The organism is Enterobacteriaceae bacterium Kacie_13 (assembly GCA_013457415.1).
GTDB lineage: Bacteria > Pseudomonadota > Gammaproteobacteria > Enterobacterales > Enterobacteriaceae > Rahnella.
The window spans coordinates 510,769-531,837 of record CP045665.1; the positions used below are offsets into that span (position 1 = coordinate 510,769).

The following is a 21,069-nucleotide window of genomic DNA, read 5'->3' on the forward strand; positions in this document are numbered from 1 at the left end:
AACCTCTTACTGCGCTTGTACCCGCAGCTCAGCTGCGGAACGGCTACGGTGACCCAACAATGCTTTGACATCACTGGACTTAGGTTTAACCAGGGCAAATTTCGATGCCCATTCAGGCCAGTTCGCTAAAATCTCTTCACCACGGGCTGATGCGGTCAACTGGACGTGTTCGATAATCAAACCGCGCAGATGCTCTTCATGGATGGCCAGATCGGCCACTTCCAGCACTTCCACCAGTTCAGGGTTGACGCGTTTACGGAATTCGCCATCTTCATCAAGCACATAAGCGAAGCCGCCGGTCATGCCTGCGCCGAAGTTGACCCCGGTACGGCCAAGCACACAGACAATACCGCCGGTCATGTATTCACAGCCGTTGTCGCCGATGCCTTCTACCACGGTAATTGCCCCGGAGTTACGCACGGCGAAACGTTCACCCGCACGGCCCGCTGCAAACATTTTGCCGCCGGTAGCGCCATACAGACAGGTGTTACCGATGATGCTGGCTTCGTGGCTGCGGAACGCTGAACCGATTGGTGGACGGATGGCAATGCGGCCACCGGCCATGCCCTTGCCCACGTAGTCGTTCGCGTCGCCGGTCAGCATCAAATCGACGCCGCCTGCGTTCCAGACGCCGAAGCTCTGGCCTGCGGTACCGTTGAAGTTAATGCGCACCGGGTCGGCCGCCATGCCCTGATCGCCATGTTTCTCGGCAATCGCACCTGACAACATCGCGCCGACGGAGCGGTCAGTGTTACGGATATCGAAGTAGAACGCTTTGCTCTGTTTGGAATCGATATGCGGCGACGCCTGCTCCAGAATATCTTTGTTCAACTGACCTTTGTCGAAGGCCGGGTTGCCTTCGGTACAGTAGACCGCTTTGCCTTCGTGCGGCGTGGCAGTCGCCAGCATTGCAGAAAGATCCAGACTGTTTTGCTTAGCGGTGAAGCCGTCCAGCTCGGTCAGCAGATCGGTACGCCCGATCAGATCCACCAGCTGGCTCACGCCAAGCTCGGCCATAATTTCACGGGTTTCCTGCGTGATGAACTTGAAGTAGTTCACTACACGCTCTGGAAGGCCGTGGTAATGGTTGCGACGCAGTTTGTCATCCTGCGTTGCCACGCCGGTGGCACAGTTGTTCAGGTGACAGATACGCAGGTATTTACAACCCAGCGCGACCATCGGGCCGGTACCGAAACCGAAGCTTTCCGCGCCAAGAATGGCCGCTTTGATGATATCTAGGCCGGTTTTCAGGCCGCCATCCACTTGCAGACGAATTTTGTGACGCAGGCCGTTGGCGACCAGAGCCTGCTGTGTTTCCACCAGACCCAGTTCCCACGGACAGCCTGCGTATTTCACCGAAGACAGCGGGCTTGCGCCGGTGCCGCCGTCGTAGCCTGCGATGGTGATCAAATCGGCATAGGCTTTTGCCACACCGACTGCGATGGTGCCGACGCCCGGTTCAGAAACCAGTTTCACCGAAATCATGGCTTTCGGGTTGACCTGTTTCAGGTCGAAAATCAGCTGTGCCAGATCTTCGATGGAATAGATGTCGTGGTGCGGCGGTGGAGAAATCAGGGTAACGCCTGGCACGGAATAACGCAGTTTCGCGATGTACGGCGTCACTTTGTCACCCGGCAGCTGACCGCCTTCGCCCGGTTTTGCACCCTGCGCCACTTTGATCTGTATAACGTCTGCGTTCACCAGATATGCTGGTGTTACGCCGAAGCGGCCGGAAGCCACCTGCTTGATACGGGACACTTTATTGGTGCCGTAGCGCGCCGGATCTTCGCCGCCTTCGCCGGAGTTAGAACGTCCGCCAATGCTGTTCATCGCTTCGGCCAGAGACTCATGTGCTTCCGGGCTTAACGCACCGATAGACATCGCTGCGGTATCGAAACGGGTGAACAGACCTTCCGCCGGTTCCACCTGATCCACCGGGATCGGCTGGCCTTTTGGTGTCACTTTCAGCAAGTCGCGCAATGTGGCGACCGGACGCTCGTTAACCAGTTTGGCGTATTTTTTATAGTCGTCGTAATCACCGCTGTTTACTGCGGCTTGCAGCGTGGTGACCACATCCGGGTTGTAAGAATGATATTCACCGCCGTGGACGAATTTCAGTAATCCGCCCTGATCCAGCGTTTTACGTTTCAGCCACGCGCGTTTGGACAGGTTCAGCAGATCCTGTTCAAAGTCAGTGTAACCGGCACCGCCGATACGGCTGACCACACCGTTGAAGCAGGTGTTACACAGATCTTTCGCCAGACCGACCGCTTCAAACAGTTTGGAACAACGGTAAGAGGCGACGGTAGAGATGCCCATTTTGGACATGATCTTGTACAGACCTTTGTTGATGCCGTTACGGTAGTTCAGCATCACTTCACGGTATTTCTTCTCGATAACCTGCGAATCCACCAGTCTGGCCAGCGTTTCATAGGCGAGGTATGGATAAACGGCGGTCGCACCGAAGCCTATCAGCACGGCGAAATGATGCGGGTCACGGGCGCTGGCGGTTTCAACAATAATGTTAGCGTCGCAGCGCAGGCTTTTCTCAACCAGACGCAGCTGCAGCGCACCGACGGCCATTGGCGCAGGCAGCGGCAGGCGATTTGCGGAGATGTTACGATCCGACAGCACCAGCAGCACCGCGCCGTTACGCACTTTCTCTTCGCCTTCGTCACAGAGTTTCTGGACGAACTGCTCCATATTTTGCTCGCTCGGATCGTAGGTCAGATCCAGCGTCTCTGCGCGGTAGTGCTTGCTGTCGAGCGTGGTGAGCTGTTTAAAGTCAGACCACAACAGGATTGGCGATTTGAAACTCAGGCGATGTGCCTGACCTTCGGCTTCGCAGAACACGTTCATCTCACGGCCAATACTGGTCGCCAGAGACATGACGTGCGCTTCACGCAGCGGATCGATTGGCGGGTTAGTCACCTGCGCAAACTGCTGGCGGAAGTAATCATAAATAATACGCGGACGGCTGGAGAGCACGGCAAACGGCGTGTCATCGCCCATCGAGCCGACGGCTTCCTGACCGTTCTCACCGAGCACGCGGATGATTTGATCTAATTCTTCGCTGCTGTAGCCGAATTGCTTCTGGAACGTCTCCAGCGTTGTGTCGTCAAGCTCGCGGCTGCCGACCTGATCTTCCGGAAGGTCTTCAAACGGCACCAGACGCTGAACGTTTTTCTCCATCCACTCTTTATACGGATGGCGACCTTTCAGATCGTTATCGGTTTCAGCTGAGTGGTGGATCTTCCCGCTGCGGGTGTCGATCACCATCAGCTCACCCGGACCGACGCGGCCTTTTTCGACCACTTCATCCGGCTGGTAATCCCAGATTCCCACTTCAGACGCACAAGTGATTAGCTTGTCTTTAGTGATGACGTAGCGCGCGGGGCGCAGGCCGTTTCGGTCAAGGTTACAGGCGGCGTAGCGGCCATCTGACATCACGATACCGGCCGGGCCGTCCCACGGCTCCATGTGCATGGAGTTAAAGTCGAAGAACGCGCGCAAATCGTCGTCCATATCCGGGTTCTGCTGCCAGGCTGGCGGTACCAGTAAACGCATGGCGCGTAACAGGTCCATACCGCCCGCGAGGAACAATTCCAGCATGTTATCCAGCGAGCTGGAGTCCGAACCGGTTTCATTAACAAAAGGTGCAGCATCTTGCAGATCAGGGATCAGCGGCGTTTTGAATTTGTACGCACGGGCGCGTGCCCACTGGCGGTTACCGGTGATGGTGTTGATTTCGCCGTTGTGCGCCAGATAGCGGAAAGGCTGAGCCAGCTGCCAGCGTGGCACGGTGTTGGTCGAGAAGCGCTGGTGAAACAGGCAGATAGCCGATTCAAGACGCAGGTCGGCCAGATCTAAATAAAAGCGTGGCAGATCCGCAGGCATGCACAGGCCTTTATAGATTGTGACCACGTTGGAGAAACTGCACACGTAGAAGTCTTTATCCTGAACGCGTTTCTCGATGCGGCGACGCGCCATATACAGGCGACGCTCCATATCACGCGGACGCCAGCCGGCAGGCGCGTTGACAAAAATTTGTTCGATGCGGGGCAGGGAGGAAAGCGCGATTTCACCGAGAACGTCCGGATTGGTCGGAACGTCACGCCAGCCCACCACGGACAGCGTCTCATTTTGCAGCTCTTCTTCAACAATGCGACGGCTTTCAGCCGCTTCTGTTTCGTCTTTGCTGAGGAATAGCATACCGACGGCATAATTCTTCGCCAGACGCCAGCTGCGCTCTTCGGCGATCATCCTGAAGAAACGATCAGGCTTCTGTAAATGCAGGCCACAGCCGTCGCCGGTCTTGCCGTCAGCAAGGATCGCGCCACGGTGCTGCATACGGGCCAGTGCGTGAATTGCCGTACGCACGACCTTATGGCTAGGTTCGCCTTCAATATGGGCGATCAGGCCGAAACCACAGTTGTCCCTCTCTTGGGATTTATCGTACAACATATCGTGAACCCCCCAGGCTCTGCGAGACTCTCACACCAACCGCGAGGGCACTATAGACAGAGATTGCTCGCATTTTCGCGCACTCTTGCGGTGCGTTGAATGCCCGGGCATCTCCGTCAAAGGCCTCTCGTGATGGTGCTCACAAGTGGTGGTTGACTTGTTTTAATGAGGGAGTCTTCAATTACTGCATAAATATGACGAGTTGCTCACCCGTCGAGATTGCTTCCAGCGGACTCCCAACTTAGCGAGAAAGCACTGACAGGTCAAATGGCGAATTAAGTTATATTAAAAGTGATATAAAGAGATTTAATTGATTGAAATATATATAAATTATGGCATTTTGAATGACGTATTTTCGGTGGGGTCATGCCTGCAAAGTGTGAGCTGACTCACTATGGGGAAAGCTTCAGATCTCCGCACCATGCTGGCACGGACGTAATTACCAGTATTTTATACTGCAAAACACTGTGGTGATGCGGTTTGTCACTGTTTTTAACCGGGTCGTAATAATGTACTAATGCGACGGTAGTAATAAAAATTATTCATACTACCATGAATGACTTTATTTGCAGTAATAATGAATAGTTATGCCTGCGCGGGCAGCGCCTTCAGAGAAAGGTTTAGAGGGATAAACGAGAAAAACGTTAGCCGGAGGGCATTTGGCCGGGCAACGGGCAGAATGTGGCCGGCCAATATTAATAATATCGCGGCAAAAATTAGTCAATAACTCTGCACTTATTTCCCGCATTGCACCACAGCAAGCCCCTGCAAGGTGCAGCTCACAAACTTCTGCTCAATATCCGCCCTCAGACTCACCCCGGTGAGGTTTTGCGGTATGATTCACGCGACTTCGTTTTAAGGGAACCGTTATGAAGCAAATCCGGGTTTTAGCGCAGTATTATGTCGATCTGATGGTCAAACTGGGGCTGGTGAGATTCTCACTGCTGTTGGCCTCTGCGCTGGTGGTACTGGCGATGATTGTCCAGATGGCGGTGACCATGCTTCTGCGTGGCCAGGTGGAAAGTATCGATGTTGTTCGGTCCATCTTCTTTGGTTTGCTGATCACGCCCTGGGCCGTGTATTTCCTCTCCGTGGTGGTCGAGCAGCTTGAAGAATCGCGCCAGCGGTTAACGCGTCTGGTTGATAAGCTTGAAGAGATGCGCCATCGCGATCTCGAGCTGAACCAGCAACTGAAAGACAATATCACCCAACTGAATCAGGAAATTGCTGACCGCGTGAAAGCGGAAGAAGCGCGTCTGGCAGTTGTTGATAAGCTAAAGCTCGAAATGCATCATCGCGAGCAGGCGCAAATAGAACTGAGCCAGCAATCGGCGTTATTACGCTCATTCCTCGATGCATCCCCGGATTTGGTGTATTACCGCAACGAAGACAAAGAATTCTCCGGCTGTAACCGCGCGATGGAATTGCTGACAGGCAAAAGCGAAAAACAGCTGATAGGCCTGACGCCGGACGATGTGTATACCCCGGATATCGCCGAGAAAGTGGTGGAAACCGATGAGAAAGTGTTCCGTCACAACGTTTCCCTGACTTATGAACAATGGCTGGTGTATCCGGATGGCCGCAAAGCCTGCTTCGAGCTGCGCAAAGTACCGTTCTACGACCGAATCGGCAAACGCCATGGCCTGATGGGCTTCGGACGCGATATTACCGAGCGTAAGCGCTATCAGGACGCACTGGAGAACGCCAGCCGCGAAAAGACCACCTTTATCTCCACCATCAGCCATGAGCTGCGTACACCGCTCAACGGCATTGTCGGGCTTAGCCGCATTCTGCTCGATACCGAACTCGACAAAGAACAGCACAGCTACCTGAAAACTATTCACGTCAGCGCCATCACTCTTGGCAACATTTTCAACGACATTATCGAAATGGACAAAATTGAGCGCCGCAAAGTGCAGCTCGATAACCAACCGGTGGATTTCACTGAGTTCCTGTCCGATCTCGAAAACCTCTCCGGCCTGCTGGTGCAGCCGAAAGGGCTGAAGTTCATCATGGATCCGGATTTACCTTTGCCGCGCAGCATCACCACTGACGGCACGCGTTTACGCCAGATCCTGTGGAACCTGATTGGTAACGCCGTGAAATTCACCCGTGAAGGGGAAATTGTGCTGAGCGTGCATTACGAAGCTAACGACATGCTGCGTTTCGTGGTGCGTGATTCGGGAATGGGGATCCCGCAGGACGAGCAGGACAAAATCTTCGCCATGTATTATCAGGTGAAAGATCGCAACGGCGGCAAACCGGCGACCGGCACCGGGATCGGTCTTGCCGTGTCGAAGCGTCTGGCGCAGGCGATGGGGGGCGATATCACCGTCAGCAGCGTGCCGGGGCAGGGATCAAGCTTCACCTTAACCGTACGCGCGCCGACGCTGGATGCACCGGTCGCACAGACTGATGAAGAAGAAGATATGCCGCTACCGGCATTGCACGTGCTGCTGGTGGAAGATATCGAGCTGAACGTCATTGTAGCGCGCTCGGTGCTGGAGAAACTCGGTAACAGCGTGGAAGTGGCGATGAACGGCCATGATGCGCTGGAGATGTTCGATCCCCAGGAGTTTGATCTGGTGCTTCTGGATATTCAGCTGCCGGACATGACCGGGCTGGATATCGCCCGCAAATTGCGCACTGATTACGCCGGTCAGCATTTACCGCCGCTGATCGCGCTGACGGCCAACGTACTGAAAGACAAAAAAGAGTATCTCGACGCCGGAATGGACGATGTGCTGAGCAAGCCGCTGTCCGTTCCTGCGCTGACCGCGATGATCCAGCAGTTCTGGGATCATCAGCCCGATGTTTCCCTTGTGCAGAAGGAGCCCGTAGTGATGAAAGACAGCGAAACTTTACTCGATACCGCCATGCTGGAGCAGTACATCGATCTGGTTGGCCCGCAGTTGATTTATCAGAGCGCAGACATGTTTGAAAAAATGATGCCGGGTTATCTCGCGGTATTGGATTCCAATATGACAGCGCGTGACCAGAAAGGGATTGCAGAAGAAGGGCACAAAATTAAAGGCGCGGCAGGTTCGGTCGGTCTCAAGCATTTGCAACAACTGGCACAGCAGATTCAGACGCCGACGTTACCGGCATGGTGGGATAACGTGCAGGAATGGATTGATGAACTGAAGGCCGAGTGGCGAAATGATATACAGGTACTGCGCGAATGGACGGCAAACGCTGAAAAAAAATAACCCCAGCCGAGGCCGGGGTGCGCGAATACTGCGCCAACACCAGGGAAAGAGGTAACCCACGATAGTTGTTAGGGTTTGGATTTCGCAGGTCTTGGAATTCAGCGTTAAGTCTAATACATCCTGTAGCAATCAACATAACAAATATAAGCCGAACTGTTACAACATTCATTAAAAACTGTGATGTAGATTAGTCTTTGTCTATACAAAACATCAAGTCTTTATCGCAGGATTTTTGAGAGATTACAAATGAAGGTTGCTGATGTCTTCACAAAGGCATGCAGTTTTACTTATGTTCATGAAAATAAAGACACTGATTTGCTGATTTTTCCAACAGAATTTTAGTGTCTTTAATCACCGTGAAATTGTACGGCATAGTGATAACTCTCTGTAATTGATGGTTTATAGTTATTAAGTGATCATATATTGATCAAAATGGCCAGCGGTTTTCTCTATCGTAAGTGTAATGAAAAAATTTCACTTAGGTTGGAAAGTATAATGCCGGGTAAAAGCATAAATTTGCCCCTGAATTTTAGGTTATTCGCGTTACAGATTTGACTTAGTGGCAAGAAATTTCAGAGATGAATTGATGAGGGTTCGTTCAGTTTAGATAATCCAATTCATTAGTAGTGTTAATTAATATTTTTTGAATTTGTTGCTGGTTGCAACCAGAAAGCACGCGAGAGAAAAATGGCGCAAAAGGCATGGGAACCGGTTCCCATGATGCGGAACTCATTGATGATATGGATCAAAAATATTTTTATTTGTTCGGTTTATAGGTAAAAATCTTAACAACATAAACAGATTGTTAGCAATTTGAGTCGTTATTTCGCTAGCCTGAACCGGCAGGTTCTTATGGAGATTGATTAGATGGTCAGATGTGTTGTGGAAAGTGCTGAATGAATAAACCTTCTAAAAGAGGTCTGTTACGTAAGCCACTGTTATGGCTCAAACGTGTGCTGATATTGATACCCTGCTTATGGATAGCAGGTATCGTTATTTTCGCGTTTTTACCGGTGCCATTTTCAGCTGTCATGGTGGAAAGGCAGGTCTCGGCGTGGGTGACTGGCGACTTTGGTTACGTCGCACATTCCGACTGGGTGTCTATGGACGAAATTGCCTCGCCGATGGCGCTGGCGGTCATGGCGGCAGAAGACCAAAAATTCCCGGAACATTGGGGATTTGATGTAGATGCCATCCAGTCGGTGCTTGATCGTGATAAAGAGGGCGGTAAGATGCGTGGCGCATCGACCCTGTCGCAGCAAACCGCCAAAAATCTCTTCTTGTGGGACGGGCGCAGCTGGATCCGCAAAGGGCTGGAGGCCGGACTGACCGTTGGCATTGAAACGGTCTGGACCAAGCGACGCATTCTGACGGTTTATCTGAACATCGTGGAATTTGGCGACGGTGTCTTCGGCGTCGAACAGGCCGCTCAGCACTTCTTCCATAAACCTGCAAGCAAACTGACCGCCTCACAGGCGGCATTACTGGCGGCGGTGCTGCCTAATCCGCATCTGTTTAAGGTCAACGCGCCATCGGCGTATGTCATGCGCCGACAGCAGTGGATCCTGCGCCAGATGAGCCAGCTCGGCGGCGAGTCTTTCCTGGTGGAACATAAACTCCACTAGGTCTGGCTGAGTTGAACCATAAAAAAAGGACAGCCTGAGTGCTGTCCTTTTTCGTTACTAAGGTCTGATGACCGTCGAATTACTTCACGTAAGTAAACGCCGTGGTGACGTGTTTCACGCCACTCACGCCCGCTGCGATACCCGCCGCAGATTTACCTTCTTCTTGTGTCACCAGACCCAGCAGGAAGACTTCGCCGTTTTCGGTGGTCACTTTCACGTTAGAAGATTTGACTGAATCGCTGGTCAGCAACTGTGAGCGGACTTTAGTGGTGATCCAGGTATCCGTCGACGCAGTACCCATGCTGACGGGTTTGCCGGTACGGATTTCATTGTACACTTCGGTCGCACCCTCCACGCCAACCGCTATCTGTTTGGCACGTGCGGCCATGTCCGGCGTCGGTGTCTGACCGGTCAGCAGGACTTTGCCCTGATAGGCGGTCGCCACGATTCGGGCTTCATCTTTCAGCTGTTTATCTTTGCTGATGGCATTGGAAACACGCGCTTCCAGCGTGCTGTCATCTACCTGAGTGCCGACGGTGCGCGGGTCAGTGGTCGTTTTGGTGGCCACGCCAGCTACGCCAACAACGGCGGCTGCGACGCAACCTTGTAAAAGAAGGGCGCTAAACACTACTGCAAAGAGGGAACTTGCCTTCATGGGATCTCCTTAATCGTCCTGGTGAGGGAACAGCGTGCTATCAATCAGGTCACAGAGGCAATTCACTGTGAGCATATGCATTTCCTGAATACGGGCGCTGCGATGTGACGGGATACGGATCTCAACGTCGTGAGGACCCAGCAAACCCGCCAGTTCGCCGCCGTCATAACCCGTCAGTGCCACAATGGTCATATCACGGGTTACCGCTGCTTCAACGGCTTTAACAATATCACGGCTGTTGCCGCGCGTAGATATAGCCAACAGGACGTCGCCCGCCTGGCCTAAAGCCCGCACCTGTTTGGCGTAGATTTCGTCATGCAGACGATCGTTGGCGATCGCGGTCAGCACAATGTTATCTGCACAGAGTGAGATTGCAGGAAGGCTCGGACGTTCAGTTTCAAAACGATTAATCAGACTGGCGGAAAAATGCTGCGCATTGGCCGCGGAAGTGCCGTTACCGCAGCACAGAATTTTATTGCCGTTGAGCAGCGATTGAACCAGCGTCATCGCGGCGCGGGAAATCGCGTCAGGCAAGGCTTCTGCCGCTGCAATCTGGGTTTGGATACTTTCGGTAAAGCAGACTTTGATTCTATCCAGCACGGGTTTTCGTCCAGTCAGTCGTCATAATATTTATTCCGCATTGAAGGCATCACGCAGCCATTCTATCTGGCTGCCAGTGATGGCAAAAACATCAAAACGGCAAGATGATGTGTCAAAGCTTGCATGGCGTCCGGCAAGCCAGAAAGATGCAGCGCGGAGTAAACGCTGCTGTTTTTGACGCGTTACGCTTTCCGCTGCGCCGCCAAATTTCGCATTGCGCCGGTAGCGAACTTCAACAAACACCCAGGTTTGCTGGTCGCGCATGATCAGGTCTATCTCTCCTGTGCGACATGCCACATTGGCGGCCACAAAGGTTAACCCTTCGCGTTCAAGATAGCGTCGTGCGAAAGCTTCATACTGATCCCCACACGATCTTGCGCGCAACTTTGACACATTTCCAAACATCAGTACGTCCTTGTACCTGTAAAGTTCTGAATTCCCTCTCGCTCTCGCTATTTCAGGGGGCTCTTAGAATCGAGTCTTAAGAGGAAACAGGCACCAGCGAACCCTGACGGTATTGCAGCCACGGTAGTTTACGATGGATCACACAGTTAGCGTTGGCGCTCAGATCCCCAGTGCTGCCGGAAACTTCAAAGCCCGGCAACGTGCGCATTTGGGAGAAGTGATTGGCCAGACTCCAGGCATCAATCCCCATTGCGTAGAGACGCACCAGCGAATAATCGTTGCCGAATTTAGCGGAAGCCTGTTGCATCAGCGCCGGGTTAGAACCTGCCAGCAATGGAATATCGCTAAACTGCACGCCTTCCATTTCAAGACGATAATCCGGACCTGCGCCGGCCTGATAGCTGCGGGAGCTGGCATAGACGGACGGACGCGAACGGCCGCTGCCGCTCATGTCGAGCATCGGTTTGATTAGCGTCAGTTCGTTTTGAGTGGCGACAACGTAGACAGAATCTACTGCGCCACCTGAGCTGCCCTGAACAATCTGAGCGTCAGTCGGCGGTGCCGGGATGGTAATCCCGCCGATGGTCACGCCCTGAGCCTGCGCAGGTGCGGCACTATTGCTGGTCATCACCGGCGTACCGGTCAGGCGAATACCGCTGCCGATAGAGGAGCGTAATTCACCCGCAGAACCCAGACCTTGTTTCAGGACGGTCTGACCGCCCAGCTTCTGCCATTCATTAGCAAACGCCTGTGCGATTCGATCGCCAAAGTTACCACGCGGAACCAGCAGTAACGGCATACGTTTTTGCTGAGACCACATGTGGCGGGCGGCATCCTGTGCCTCGTCTTCCGGCGAGAGCGCAAAGTAACAGATATTCGGGCTGTTTTTCTCAGTTTCTGGCTGATTAAGCGCTAAAACGTTTAACGGCGTTTGATCCGAAGACAGTTCGTTCACCTGATCTTTCAGCAACGGACCGACGACAAGCGTTGCGCCATCCTGCTGAGCCTGTGTCAGCAACACGCTGAGCGGCTGGCCATTAGTGTCGTAGATTTTGACCTGTGCATTGCTGCTGGCAACCGGTGCGGTGGCAGGAGCAGACGTTTGCGGCTGTTCTGCCGGCGTTACTGTACTGGCGTTCGCATCGGGTGCGGAGGTGCTGACTGCGGCATCAGGAGCAGTAGCGGGCTGAGCCTGCGTATTTTGATCTCCCTGCGTATTTTGTGGTGCAGCTTGTGAAGCCTGGCCGGTCATCGCGGCGTTGAAACCCTGCTGGATGGCGTTACCGTAAACCTGCGCCGGTCCGCTCATCGGCAGGAACAGGGCGATTTTACCGGTGGATGCTGGCTGGAATGTCAGCACATTATTAAGCTGTGTTGGCAGATTTTTGGCAGCCGGATTGACCGGATAACGGCGCTGCCAGTCTTTAATACCGGCTTTCAGCAGATCAGGATCCTGCTTATTGCTCTGCCAGACGCTGAGTAAATCCAGCCAGCCCTGCAACGTATTCTCATCCGCGTTGATCACGATACCCGCTGCGTCTTGTGCAGAAAGTTGCGTCAGCGACATCCAGGTGCGGTCGATGTTGTCCTGATGCGGCTGGCCCTGCAACAGTGGCTCCTGCGCAATATAGGCGCGGATCACGCCGAGGCTGGTGCGTCCCTGACTGGCGTCGATCTGCGCCTGATAGTAACGTGCCATCTGATCGTTGTTCAGCGAGGTCGGGTCGATGGTGCTTAACGTGGTGGCTGCTGGCGCAAAATCTTTGAGGGCAAGCTGTACTTCGGCCGTCGTCAATTTTTGTTCCAACTGTTGCTCTGCACTCAGTTGCTGGGTCATCGCGTTCAACTGGTTATAGGCCTGCGGCGCTTTGCCTTCGCGCACAAGGGCACGCACTGCAAGCAATTGCCAGTCAGCCTTGTTATCATCACCGCTTTGCTGTGCCTGTTGCAGATAATAATCAGAGCTGCCGGACGCTGCACCCTGGACACTTTCAGTCGGTGCCTGTGGCGCCTGACCGGTACAGCTGGCGAGAAGCATCGCCACGATAATGGCAGGGAGTAAACGTCCCGAACGGGTACGAAAAGTCATTGAGGAAGGCATTCAGTTTCCAGTGATGTTTTTTCAAGATGCTCAATATTAAATCGGCAATCCGGATGAAACAATGAATCAACACGATCAAGCAGATATTTCTGCATCAACGCTGTACATCGTACCCACGCCAATCGGCAATTTAGGGGATATTACCCAACGTGCATTGGCCGTGCTGAGCAGCGTGGATTTGATTGCGGCGGAGGATACCCGCCATACCGGATTATTGCTGCATCATTTTGGTATCAGCGCCAAAATGTATCCCCTTCATGACCATAATGAACAGCAAAAAGCCGAGCATTTATTATCAAAACTTCAGGAAGGTCAAAGCATTGCGCTAGTTTCCGATGCCGGAACGCCGCTGATTAATGACCCTGGCTACCATTTGGTGCGTCGCTGTCGTGAAGCAGGTGTGCGCGTGGTGCCATTGCCCGGTGCCTGTGCGGCGATCGCTGCATTATCCGCTGCCGGTTTGCCTTCCGATCGCTTCTGTTATGAAGGTTTTCTGCCTGCGAAAACAAAATCGCGAAAAGATACTCTTCAGGCGCTGATTGAAGAGCCACGCACGCTTATCTTCTACGAATCCACCCATCGCCTGCTAGACAGTCTGCAAGATATGGTGGAAGTCTGGGGGCCAGATCGCTACGTTGTCCTTGCCCGCGAGCTGACCAAAACCTGGGAAAATATTCGCGGCGACGGCGTCGGCGCCTTGCTGGCCTGGGTGCGTGAAGATGAAACCCGCAAGCGCGGCGAAATGGTGCTGATCGTCGAAGGCCATAAAGCCGATACCGAGGCTTTACCGGCAGAAGCATTACGGACCCTGACGCTGCTGCAAAAAGAACTTCCGTTGAAAAAAGCCGCCGCGCTGGCCGCCGAAATCCACGGTGTGAAAAAGAATGCGTTGTATAAATACGCGCTTGATGAGCAAGAGGGTGACAAATAGGGCGTAATACCCTATCATCCGCCGCGGAGTTGACCAGACAGTCGCCGCTTCGTTGCCGTCCCTTTCGGGGGAGACAGATGGAGGGGAGGAAAGTCCGGGCTCCATAGGGCAGGGTGCCAGGTAACGCCTGGGAAGCGCGAGCTTACGACAAGTGCAACAGAGAGCAAACCGCCGATGGCCCACGCAAGTGGGATCAGGTAAGGGTGAAAGGGTGCGGTAAGAGCGCACCGCGCGGCTGGCAACAGTTCGTGGCATGGTAAACTCCACCCGGAGCAAGGCCAAATAGGGGTTCACATGGTACGGCCCGTACTGAACCCGGGTAGGCTGCTTGAGCCAGTGAGCGATTGCTGGCCTAGACGAATGACTGTCCACGACAGAACCCGGCTTAACGGTCAACTCCCTCGTCAAAAGAAAGCCCGCGCAGATAACTCTGTGCGGGCTTTCGCCTTTCTGTAATTCGGAAAATGGTTTAGACCGGTAAATCGATCAGTAATGCTCGCAGCGGCGTGCTAGCGGAGACGGTCAGGCTATTTTCCTGATGAATGAATGCACCATCGCCGCAGGTCAGTTTTTGAGATTCGCGGCTGGCAGATCCCTGCGCATCCGCTTGTCCATGAATCGACTGCAAATAGGCACGCGGTCCGCGGATCGGAATCGAAATATGTTCGCCCGCGGCTAAATCCAGATGATGGATCCACACACTTTGCCGCAGTTGCAGGCTGCCCGCTTCGCCATCCGGAGAGGCGAGCAGGAAACTCTTCGTATTTGGCAGCGCTATTTTTTGCGTCACCGGATTTTCATGCTCCGGGCAGGCATCGAGCCACAGCTGCATTCGCGTCAGCGGCTGTTTTTCGCTGGTGTTTAGTTCGCTGTAGCTAACGTTGGCCTGTGTCGAGAGCAATGCAGCTTCACCCGCACTCACCCGAACGCTGTGCCCCTCGCTGTCACGGTATTCAGCCTCACCCTGCAACACCAGATTCAGCACATCAACCCGCGGATAGGTTCGTGGCTGAAAACTGGCACCCGGTGCCAGCACTTCCTGATTTAGCACGCGCAGTGAGGCGTAGCCCATCAGTTTAGGATCGAAGTAGTGACCAAAGGAAAACGTGTAGCGGGCTTGCAGCCAGCCAAAGTCAGCGGTGCCGCACTCTTTTGCCGTTCTGCTGGTAATCATGGCGGTCGCCTCAGTTAAAAATTTCAATGGATAAATGGTAAGCGTCTGGACGTGTGATTGTTAGCCAGTTAATCTGGTCGCTATATTCAAATTTCCTGAAAGAGAAAAGAATGGCTAAGGATCGCGCACTCACACTGGAAGCCTTAAGGGTTATGGATGCCATAGACCGGCGCGGCAGTTTTGCCGCCGCTGCCGATGAGCTGGGCCGCGTCCCGTCAGCCCTGAGCTATACCATGCAGAAGCTGGAAGAAGAGCTGGATGTGGTATTGTTCGACCGTTCAGGTCATCGGACAAAATTCACCAATGTGGGCCGTATGCTGCTTGAACGTGGCCGCGTACTACTTGAAGCGGCGGATAAACTGACCGTCGATGCCGAAGCGCTGGCGCGTGGCTGGGAAACGCAGATCACTATCGTCTGTGAAGCGTTGTCACCGGCGACGAAACTCTTTCCGCTGGTCGAAAAGCTGGCGCTGAAAGCCAATACACAAGTGTCACTGATCACTGAAGTGCTGGCCGGTGCCTGGGAACGTCTTGAGCAGGGTCGCGCTGACATCGTCATCGCCCCCGATATGCACTTCCGCTCATCAACGGAAATCAACAGTCGCAAGCTGTACAAACTGGTCAGCGTGTACGTTGCCGCACCGGATCATCCGATCCATCTGGAAGCTGAACCGCTCTCAGACGTCAGCCGCGTGAAATATCGCGGGATTGCCGTTGCCGATACTGCCCGAGAGCGCCCAGTGCTGACTGTGCAGCTGCTGGATAAACAACAGCGTCTGACGGTGAGTACGCTGGAAGAAAAGCGTCAGGCTTTGCTGGCAGGCTTAGGTGTGGCGACGATGCCTTATCCGATGGTGGAAAAAGACATCGCCGAAGGGCGTTTGCGGGTAGTGAGTGCGGAATACAATCACGAAACCGACATCATTATGGCGTGGCGTCGCGACAGCATGGGCGAAGCTAAAGCCTGGTTCCTGCGTGAAATCGTCAAACTGCTGGGCACACGGGAAGTGAAGTGATTTTATCTTCGCTCATTAACACGCCCATCCCTCATCCCGACCTTCCCCTTATTAAAGGGGAAGGTACAGGTTAAAAGCGGGTATCACGACCGTGTTCCGACTCCAAATCTTGCGCCGGGCCGGTGGAGATAATGCCATAAGGATTGATCGTCGCGTGGCTGCGGTAATAGTGGTTGCGGATGTGCGCGAAGTCGGTGGTGTCACGGATGCCCGGAATCTGATAGATATCGCGCAGGAAGCCGTACAGATTCGGGTAATCGCTGATGCGGTGACGGTCGCATTTGAAATGCGTAACATACACCGGATCAAATCGCACCAGCGTGGTCCATAGGCGCAGATCGGCCTCGGTCAGCTGATTGCCAGTCAGATAGCGATGTTTACCCAGTAAATCCTCCGCGCGTTCCAGCGCAGCAAACACGCCTTCGACAGCTTCATCGTAAGCAGCCTGAGACGTTGCAAAACCGGCTTTGTACACGCCGTTGTTAATCTGAGGATATACCCACTCATTAATCTCATCGATCGCCGCACGTAAAGAAAGCGGATAATAATCGCCAGCCTGCGCGCCCACAGCGTCAAACGCGCTGTTGAACATACGTATAATGTCGGCAGACTCGTTGCTGACGATGGTCTGCTGTTTTTTATCCCACAGGATAGGCACGGTGACGCGACCGGTGTAATCCTTCTGCGCGCGCAGATAAACTTCATAGGCAAAATTCAGGTGATACAAATCGTCGCCGGTGGCAGCCGGAAAATCGGTTCCGAAAGTCCAGCCATTCTCCAGCATCAGCGGATGCACCACGGAAACCGGAATAATGTCTTCGAGGCCTTTTAGCGTGCGCATCAGTAAAGTCCGGTGCGCCCACGGGCAGGCGAGAGAAACATACAGATGATAGCGATCGCGTTCTGCCGCAAAACCGCCTACGCCATGCTCACCGGGAGTGCCATCTGCAGTGATCCAGTTACGGAATTGCGATACGGAACGTTTGAAGTGTCCGCCGGTAGATTTAGTGTCGTACCAGGTGTCTTGCCAGATACCGTCTACTAATTGTCCCATGGTCTTCTACCTTGTTTTCAGATGTTTTTTCAGAAATAAAAAAGGGCGAGGTGATAAATCACATCGCCCTGCAGGTCTTACATATTATCTAATTATTCAAGTATAGCGGGGTATTGCCGGAGCGATGTCCGTCGTTATCCCTGGTGTCGGGCAATTACCAGTTTTTCTTGATCAGACGGTCGATGCTGAATGCACCAGGGCCCGAAGCAAACAGGACGAAGAAACCACCGGCGATGGACAAGTTTTTCATGAACATCATCTGGTTTACGCCCTGAGCGAAATCAGTGTGGAAGATAAGCGCGGTCAGGATGGTGAAGACTGCGGTAATCAACGCCGTGGTACGGGTGAAGAAACCGAACAGAATCGCCAGACCGCCGCCGAATTCCAGCAGGATGGTGAGGGGCAGGAAGAAGCTTGGCACGCCCATGGAAGTCATGTAACCAGCGGTGGCGGCATAACCATTGATTTTGCCCCAGCCTGCAACGATAAACAGAATTGGCATCAGAATACGAGCAACCAGCAGGGCAGTGTCTTGTAACTTGGTCATCTTATTTCTCTCCGAACGTCATATGCTCAAATTGAGCTTTAAATGTTACCGGTCCGGTCGGAAAATGTTTCCTGCCGTTACCGCATCAGTTGATGACGAGATAATAGGGGGAATGAAGACGCTTTGTTAGCAAGTAAATCTGTCTGAAAGCTTCAAAAAAATTGAACGGGATTAGGATTGTTATTCAAAAAGAAAAGGGCCAGATGAATATTCATCCGGCCCTCAGACATGAAAGCATTGACGCGAAGAGCAGAGCGCTTATTTCTGAGCGAAAGTTTTACGGAATAAACGTACCGTTCCCCAGATCCCGAAAGCGCGTCGTGACCAGCGGACAATCACACTGGGATGGCGGATACCATAGACGGCGACCAGACTGGAGCCGACCACCAGATATTTGCGCATATCCACGAGTTTCACCCAGCCGCGGTCGATCTTTGCGGTGGCATCCAGCCAGTCAGCACCGGCATGAGATAACTCATTCCGCTGGCGCTGTATCTTGCGCAAAATTCTGACTTTCTCGATAGCGCGGTCCGGGGTACTCATTGCTCGTCATCCTTCTCAAGCAGGGCGCGATCGACATCAAGTTGCTTACGCGTGAGGCTGAGCAGCGTGGAGCGCTTGGCTTTCGCCAGCGTCATTGCCCCCAGAATCACCGCCAGCAGCAACAGTACGCCGGTCGTAGTGCCCATGGCCAACAGGCGATAAGCCGGATCGATTGCCCAAAAGAGGACAACCAGCAGGCTCATCAGGCCGAAGGCGGTAAAGATCAGGGTAATACCGGCCATGAGCAGCAATTGGAAAATATTGGCCTTTTCCTCTTCCAGCTCAATAACGGCCAGTCTGACACGCGTTTCGACAATGCCGACCACCACGGTGGCGACACGTTGAATAATGTCGAAAAGCCCTTTACCCGGTCCTTGTGGCGCAGGTTTTAACGGTTCAGCCATAATTATCGGCGAGCTAGCAGAACGCCGATGACTACGCCGACCGCGGCACCAATACCGACGCCCGTCCAGGGTTTTTCATGAACGTAATCGTCGGCTTTGCCGGCAATTTCTTTGGTCTGATAGGCAATTTTGTCGCCCGTATCGCTCAGACGTGCGCGGGTATCTTTGAGCAGGGATTCTGCTTTACCACGCAGTTTATCGAGTTCAGCTTTCGGCTTATCGGTAGAGGTCTGGAGCACTTCTTCCAGTGTATCTGCCAATGACTTTAATTCAGCCCGCAGTTGTTCTGATGTATTACTCGCCATGTGTAAGTCACTCCATACGTTAACTGATTCGAACTTTTAACATAGCGGATATTCAGGTGATCGCAAATGCGAATTGTCTGTTTCAAAAAGCAAGATCACCCAAAAATCCACCGTGGCCGGGTGCAAATTACATCTGATGCAACGAAATCAGTGGCCCTGAGCCTGCTTCAGTTCCGCTTGCGCTTCCTGCAACTTCTGCTGTTTTTTAACGATCTTATCGTGATCGCCTTTGGTCTGCGCTTCTTTCAATTCCTGCTCGCGCTCGCGGACTTTTTCACGTTTCTCTTCAACACGTTTTTCATTTTCAGCTTTCAAGCCGGCGTCAGTGCAATGCGCTTTATTTTCACGCAGCGCTTTTTCCAGACCGTCTACGCGGTTCTGGTTTTTGTGCGCACTGGCTTCATCGATTTGTTTCTGAATTTCGTGTTGTTTGGTCACGCAGCTTTCAGGCTGTGGTGCAGCAAAGCTGGTCGTAGTGAAAAGTAACGCGGGGGTTAATACCAGTGCAGATAAGGTCAGTTTCATCGTATAGCTTCCTTTTGATGGTTAAGTGAGTGTGGCACTTAATTCCTTGAACAGAGAACGTCGAACAATAGATTTTGTGAATAACTAGCTTATAAATAATACTACCGCCAAATGGACGGTGGTATCAGACTATTTGACCAAAACAGCTGAGTGCTTATCCAAACTTCAACCGGTCGCGGTTAATCTTATCCAGCCACACCCTCGCATGGGGCGGCTCACAGTTCTGAATGAGAAATCCTGGCGGCAGAATGTCCTGCAAAACGCTTTGCGCCATCTGACGTTGTTCAGCGGAATCGAGCTGAACAACCAGGCCGTCATCGAGCGGCGTAATACTTTTGATGTGGATCCCTCGCTGGCTAAGCCCCTGATAAACAAAAAATCCATCAGGCAGCGAAATACCCGCTTTGGCCGGGCGGATTTGCAGCGCATTACCATTCGTGGGTATTCGCGAGACAGCCAGCCCTATCATGGCGGCGGCTGCCAGCAACATGATCATCACCGGCAAGAGAAGAGAACGTTTCAGAAACCTGCGGCTCATTATGCGCTTTTGCCTTTGTTCTGTCGGTCAGCGTGTTTTTTACGCCACAGCACGACAATCGAACCGACCAGCCCGCCGATCAGCAATAGCACCGGCAATAACATCAGACAGTTCATCACCTGATCTTCGTATTTCAGGAACAGCGGCGTTTTACCGAGGAAATAGCCCAGTGAGGTGAGGATTATGATCCACAGGAATCCGCTGACCCAGTTGAAGAACTGAAAGCGGCTGTTGCTTAGGCCAGATAAACCGGCGATGGTTGGCAATAGAGTGCGAACGAAGGCCAGAAAGCGGCCGACCAGCAGCGCCGACAGACCATGCTTATGGAACAGCGCGTGGGCTCGTTCGTGATAATGCACCGGCAGATGCCCCAGCCAGCTTTGGACTATTCGCGTATTTCCCAGCCATTTCCCCTGCACATAACTGAGCCAGCAACCGAGGCTGGCGGCGCTGGTCAGCAGGAAAATGGTGAGCGGGAAATTCATCGCGTCTTTGGCGATCAGCACGCCGACCAAAATTAACAGGCTGTCACCGGGCAAAAACGCGGCAGGCAGCAGGCCGTTTTCAAGAAAAATGATCATGAATAAAATCAGGTACAGCGCCCAGACCAGCGAAGGGTCAGCCAGGGTTTTATAATCTTGTTGCCAGAGTGCATCGATGAGAGAACTGATAATTTCCATCTGTTTCCTAAAACTCCATCATGTTCAGTGAGTCAGCTAATACATCAGCGGAGAAACTGTCTCGACGCTGCCTGTACGGCTGATATTGGTCGCCTGTCCCTGGCGTGCGGTCTGGTTGCGTGAATTGCATGTTCCTACACGTCGTTTTGCCGTGTTTCACCTGGCGCAAACGGGTAAGAAAAGTCGTCTAACTGTAACAAAATAACAATAGCTCAGACAGGTAAATATAGCGCGTCGGGGCCGATCATTTAAGCGTGAAGCTCGTTATGGAAAAGGGTTTTACATTGGCTGAC

General features: G+C 53.0%; 18 protein-coding genes and 1 other RNA gene. 5 read left to right on the plus strand and 14 right to left on the minus strand.

The genetic code is table 11. From position 1 onward, the window contains the following. Positions 1-6: 6 nt before the first annotated feature. Positions 7-4,464, minus strand: coding sequence for a glutamate synthase large subunit (gene gltB / locus GE278_02355; protein ID QLK59695.1), 4,458 nt, complete (start codon positions 4,462-4,464; stop codon positions 7-9). A gap of 869 nt (positions 4,465-5,333) precedes the next feature. On the opposite strand from gltB, the gene arcB reads away from it, so the two are divergent. Both arcB and mtgA read left to right on the plus strand, forming a co-directional pair. Further along, on the plus strand, positions 5,334-7,673 hold the full coding sequence (arcB, locus tag GE278_02360; GenBank protein QLK59696.1) for an aerobic respiration two-component sensor histidine kinase ArcB: 2,340 nt from the start codon (positions 5,334-5,336) through the stop codon (positions 7,671-7,673). 896 nt (positions 7,674-8,569) lie between these two features. Further along, a complete protein-coding gene (gene mtgA, locus GE278_02365) occupies positions 8,570-9,298 on the plus strand; it encodes a monofunctional biosynthetic peptidoglycan transglycosylase (GenBank protein QLK59697.1) in 729 nt (242 codons plus the stop codon). Between the two features lie 79 nt (positions 9,299-9,377). Here mtgA and yraP read toward each other — a convergent pair whose 3' ends face one another. The 4 genes from yraP to GE278_02385 all read right to left on the minus strand — a co-directional run bounded on the left by yraP (position 9,378) and on the right by GE278_02385 (position 13,059). Then, the gene (yraP, locus tag GE278_02370) at positions 9,378-9,953 is read right to left on the minus strand and encodes a divisome-associated lipoprotein YraP (protein QLK59698.1); all 576 of its coding nucleotides are present in this window, start codon (positions 9,951-9,953) and stop codon (positions 9,378-9,380) included. A 9-nt stretch (positions 9,954-9,962) separates the two neighbouring features. Further along, positions 9,963-10,553 (minus strand): DnaA initiator-associating protein DiaA, encoded by a 591-nt coding sequence (diaA, locus tag GE278_02375; protein ID QLK59699.1) that lies wholly within the window; start codon positions 10,551-10,553, stop codon positions 9,963-9,965. A 30-nt stretch (positions 10,554-10,583) separates the two neighbouring features. Next, a complete protein-coding gene (locus GE278_02380) occupies positions 10,584-10,958 on the minus strand; it encodes a YraN family protein (protein ID QLK59700.1) in 375 nt (124 codons plus the stop codon). A 76-nt stretch (positions 10,959-11,034) separates the two neighbouring features. Next, a complete protein-coding gene (locus tag GE278_02385) occupies positions 11,035-13,059 on the minus strand; it encodes a penicillin-binding protein activator (protein ID QLK59701.1) in 2,025 nt (674 codons plus the stop codon). Between the two features lie 61 nt (positions 13,060-13,120). Here GE278_02385 and rsmI point away from each other — a divergent pair, with 61 nt between their 5' ends. Together rsmI and rnpB are read left to right on the plus strand one after the other, a co-directional pair. Further along, the gene (gene rsmI, locus GE278_02390) at positions 13,121-13,990 is read left to right on the plus strand and encodes a 16S rRNA (cytidine(1402)-2'-O)-methyltransferase (protein ID QLK59702.1); all 870 of its coding nucleotides are present in this window, start codon (positions 13,121-13,123) and stop codon (positions 13,988-13,990) included. A 25-nt stretch (positions 13,991-14,015) separates the two neighbouring features. Beyond that, positions 14,016-14,394, plus strand: an RNA gene (rnpB, locus tag GE278_02395) — RNase P RNA component class A. Positions 14,395-14,459: 65 nt separating this feature from the next. Here the strand turns inward: rnpB and GE278_02400 are convergent. Continuing rightward, a complete protein-coding gene (locus GE278_02400; protein ID QLK59703.1) occupies positions 14,460-15,164 on the minus strand; it encodes a pirin family protein in 705 nt (234 codons plus the stop codon). A gap of 110 nt (positions 15,165-15,274) precedes the next feature. On the opposite strand from GE278_02400, the gene GE278_02405 reads away from it, so the two are divergent. Beyond that, positions 15,275-16,180 carry a LysR family transcriptional regulator gene (locus GE278_02405; protein ID QLK59704.1) on the plus strand — a complete coding sequence of 302 codons (906 nt, stop codon included), beginning with the start codon at positions 15,275-15,277 and terminating at the stop codon, positions 16,178-16,180. 70 nt (positions 16,181-16,250) lie between these two features. On the opposite strand, the gene GE278_02410 is transcribed toward GE278_02405, so the two are convergent. From GE278_02410 to GE278_02445, 8 genes are all read right to left on the minus strand, one after another. Beyond that, positions 16,251-17,234, minus strand: coding sequence for a glutathione S-transferase family protein (locus GE278_02410; protein ID QLK59705.1), 984 nt, complete (start codon positions 17,232-17,234; stop codon positions 16,251-16,253). Positions 17,235-17,388: 154 nt separating this feature from the next. Next, complete coding sequence (locus GE278_02415) at positions 17,389-17,781, minus strand: DoxX family membrane protein (GenBank protein ID QLK59706.1); 393 nt, start codon at positions 17,779-17,781, stop codon at positions 17,389-17,391. A gap of 258 nt (positions 17,782-18,039) precedes the next feature. Beyond that, positions 18,040-18,324: a cell division protein FtsH gene (locus GE278_02420; protein ID QLK59707.1), complete on the minus strand. Its 285-nt coding sequence runs from the start codon at positions 18,322-18,324 to the stop codon at positions 18,040-18,042. After that, complete coding sequence (locus GE278_02425; GenBank protein QLK59708.1) at positions 18,321-18,728, minus strand: hypothetical protein; 408 nt, start codon at positions 18,726-18,728, stop codon at positions 18,321-18,323. Before GE278_02425 ends, GE278_02420 begins: the two co-directional genes overlap by 4 nt. A 2-nt stretch (positions 18,729-18,730) precedes the next feature. Further along, positions 18,731-19,033: a DUF883 family protein gene (locus GE278_02430; protein QLK59709.1), complete on the minus strand. Its 303-nt coding sequence runs from the start codon at positions 19,031-19,033 to the stop codon at positions 18,731-18,733. A gap of 147 nt (positions 19,034-19,180) precedes the next feature. Next, positions 19,181-19,558, minus strand: a complete 378-nt coding sequence (locus tag GE278_02435; protein ID QLK59710.1) for a DUF1090 family protein — start codon at positions 19,556-19,558, stop codon at positions 19,181-19,183. A 154-nt stretch (positions 19,559-19,712) separates the two neighbouring features. Beyond that, positions 19,713-20,096: an EnvZ/OmpR regulon moderator MzrA gene (gene mzrA / locus GE278_02440; protein ID QLK59711.1), complete on the minus strand. Its 384-nt coding sequence runs from the start codon at positions 20,094-20,096 to the stop codon at positions 19,713-19,715. Beyond that, on the minus strand, positions 20,096-20,776 hold the full coding sequence (locus tag GE278_02445) for a DedA family protein (GenBank protein ID QLK59712.1): 681 nt from the start codon (positions 20,774-20,776) through the stop codon (positions 20,096-20,098). Before GE278_02445 ends, mzrA begins: the two co-directional genes overlap by 1 nt. Between the last annotated feature and the right edge of the window lie 293 nt (positions 20,777-21,069).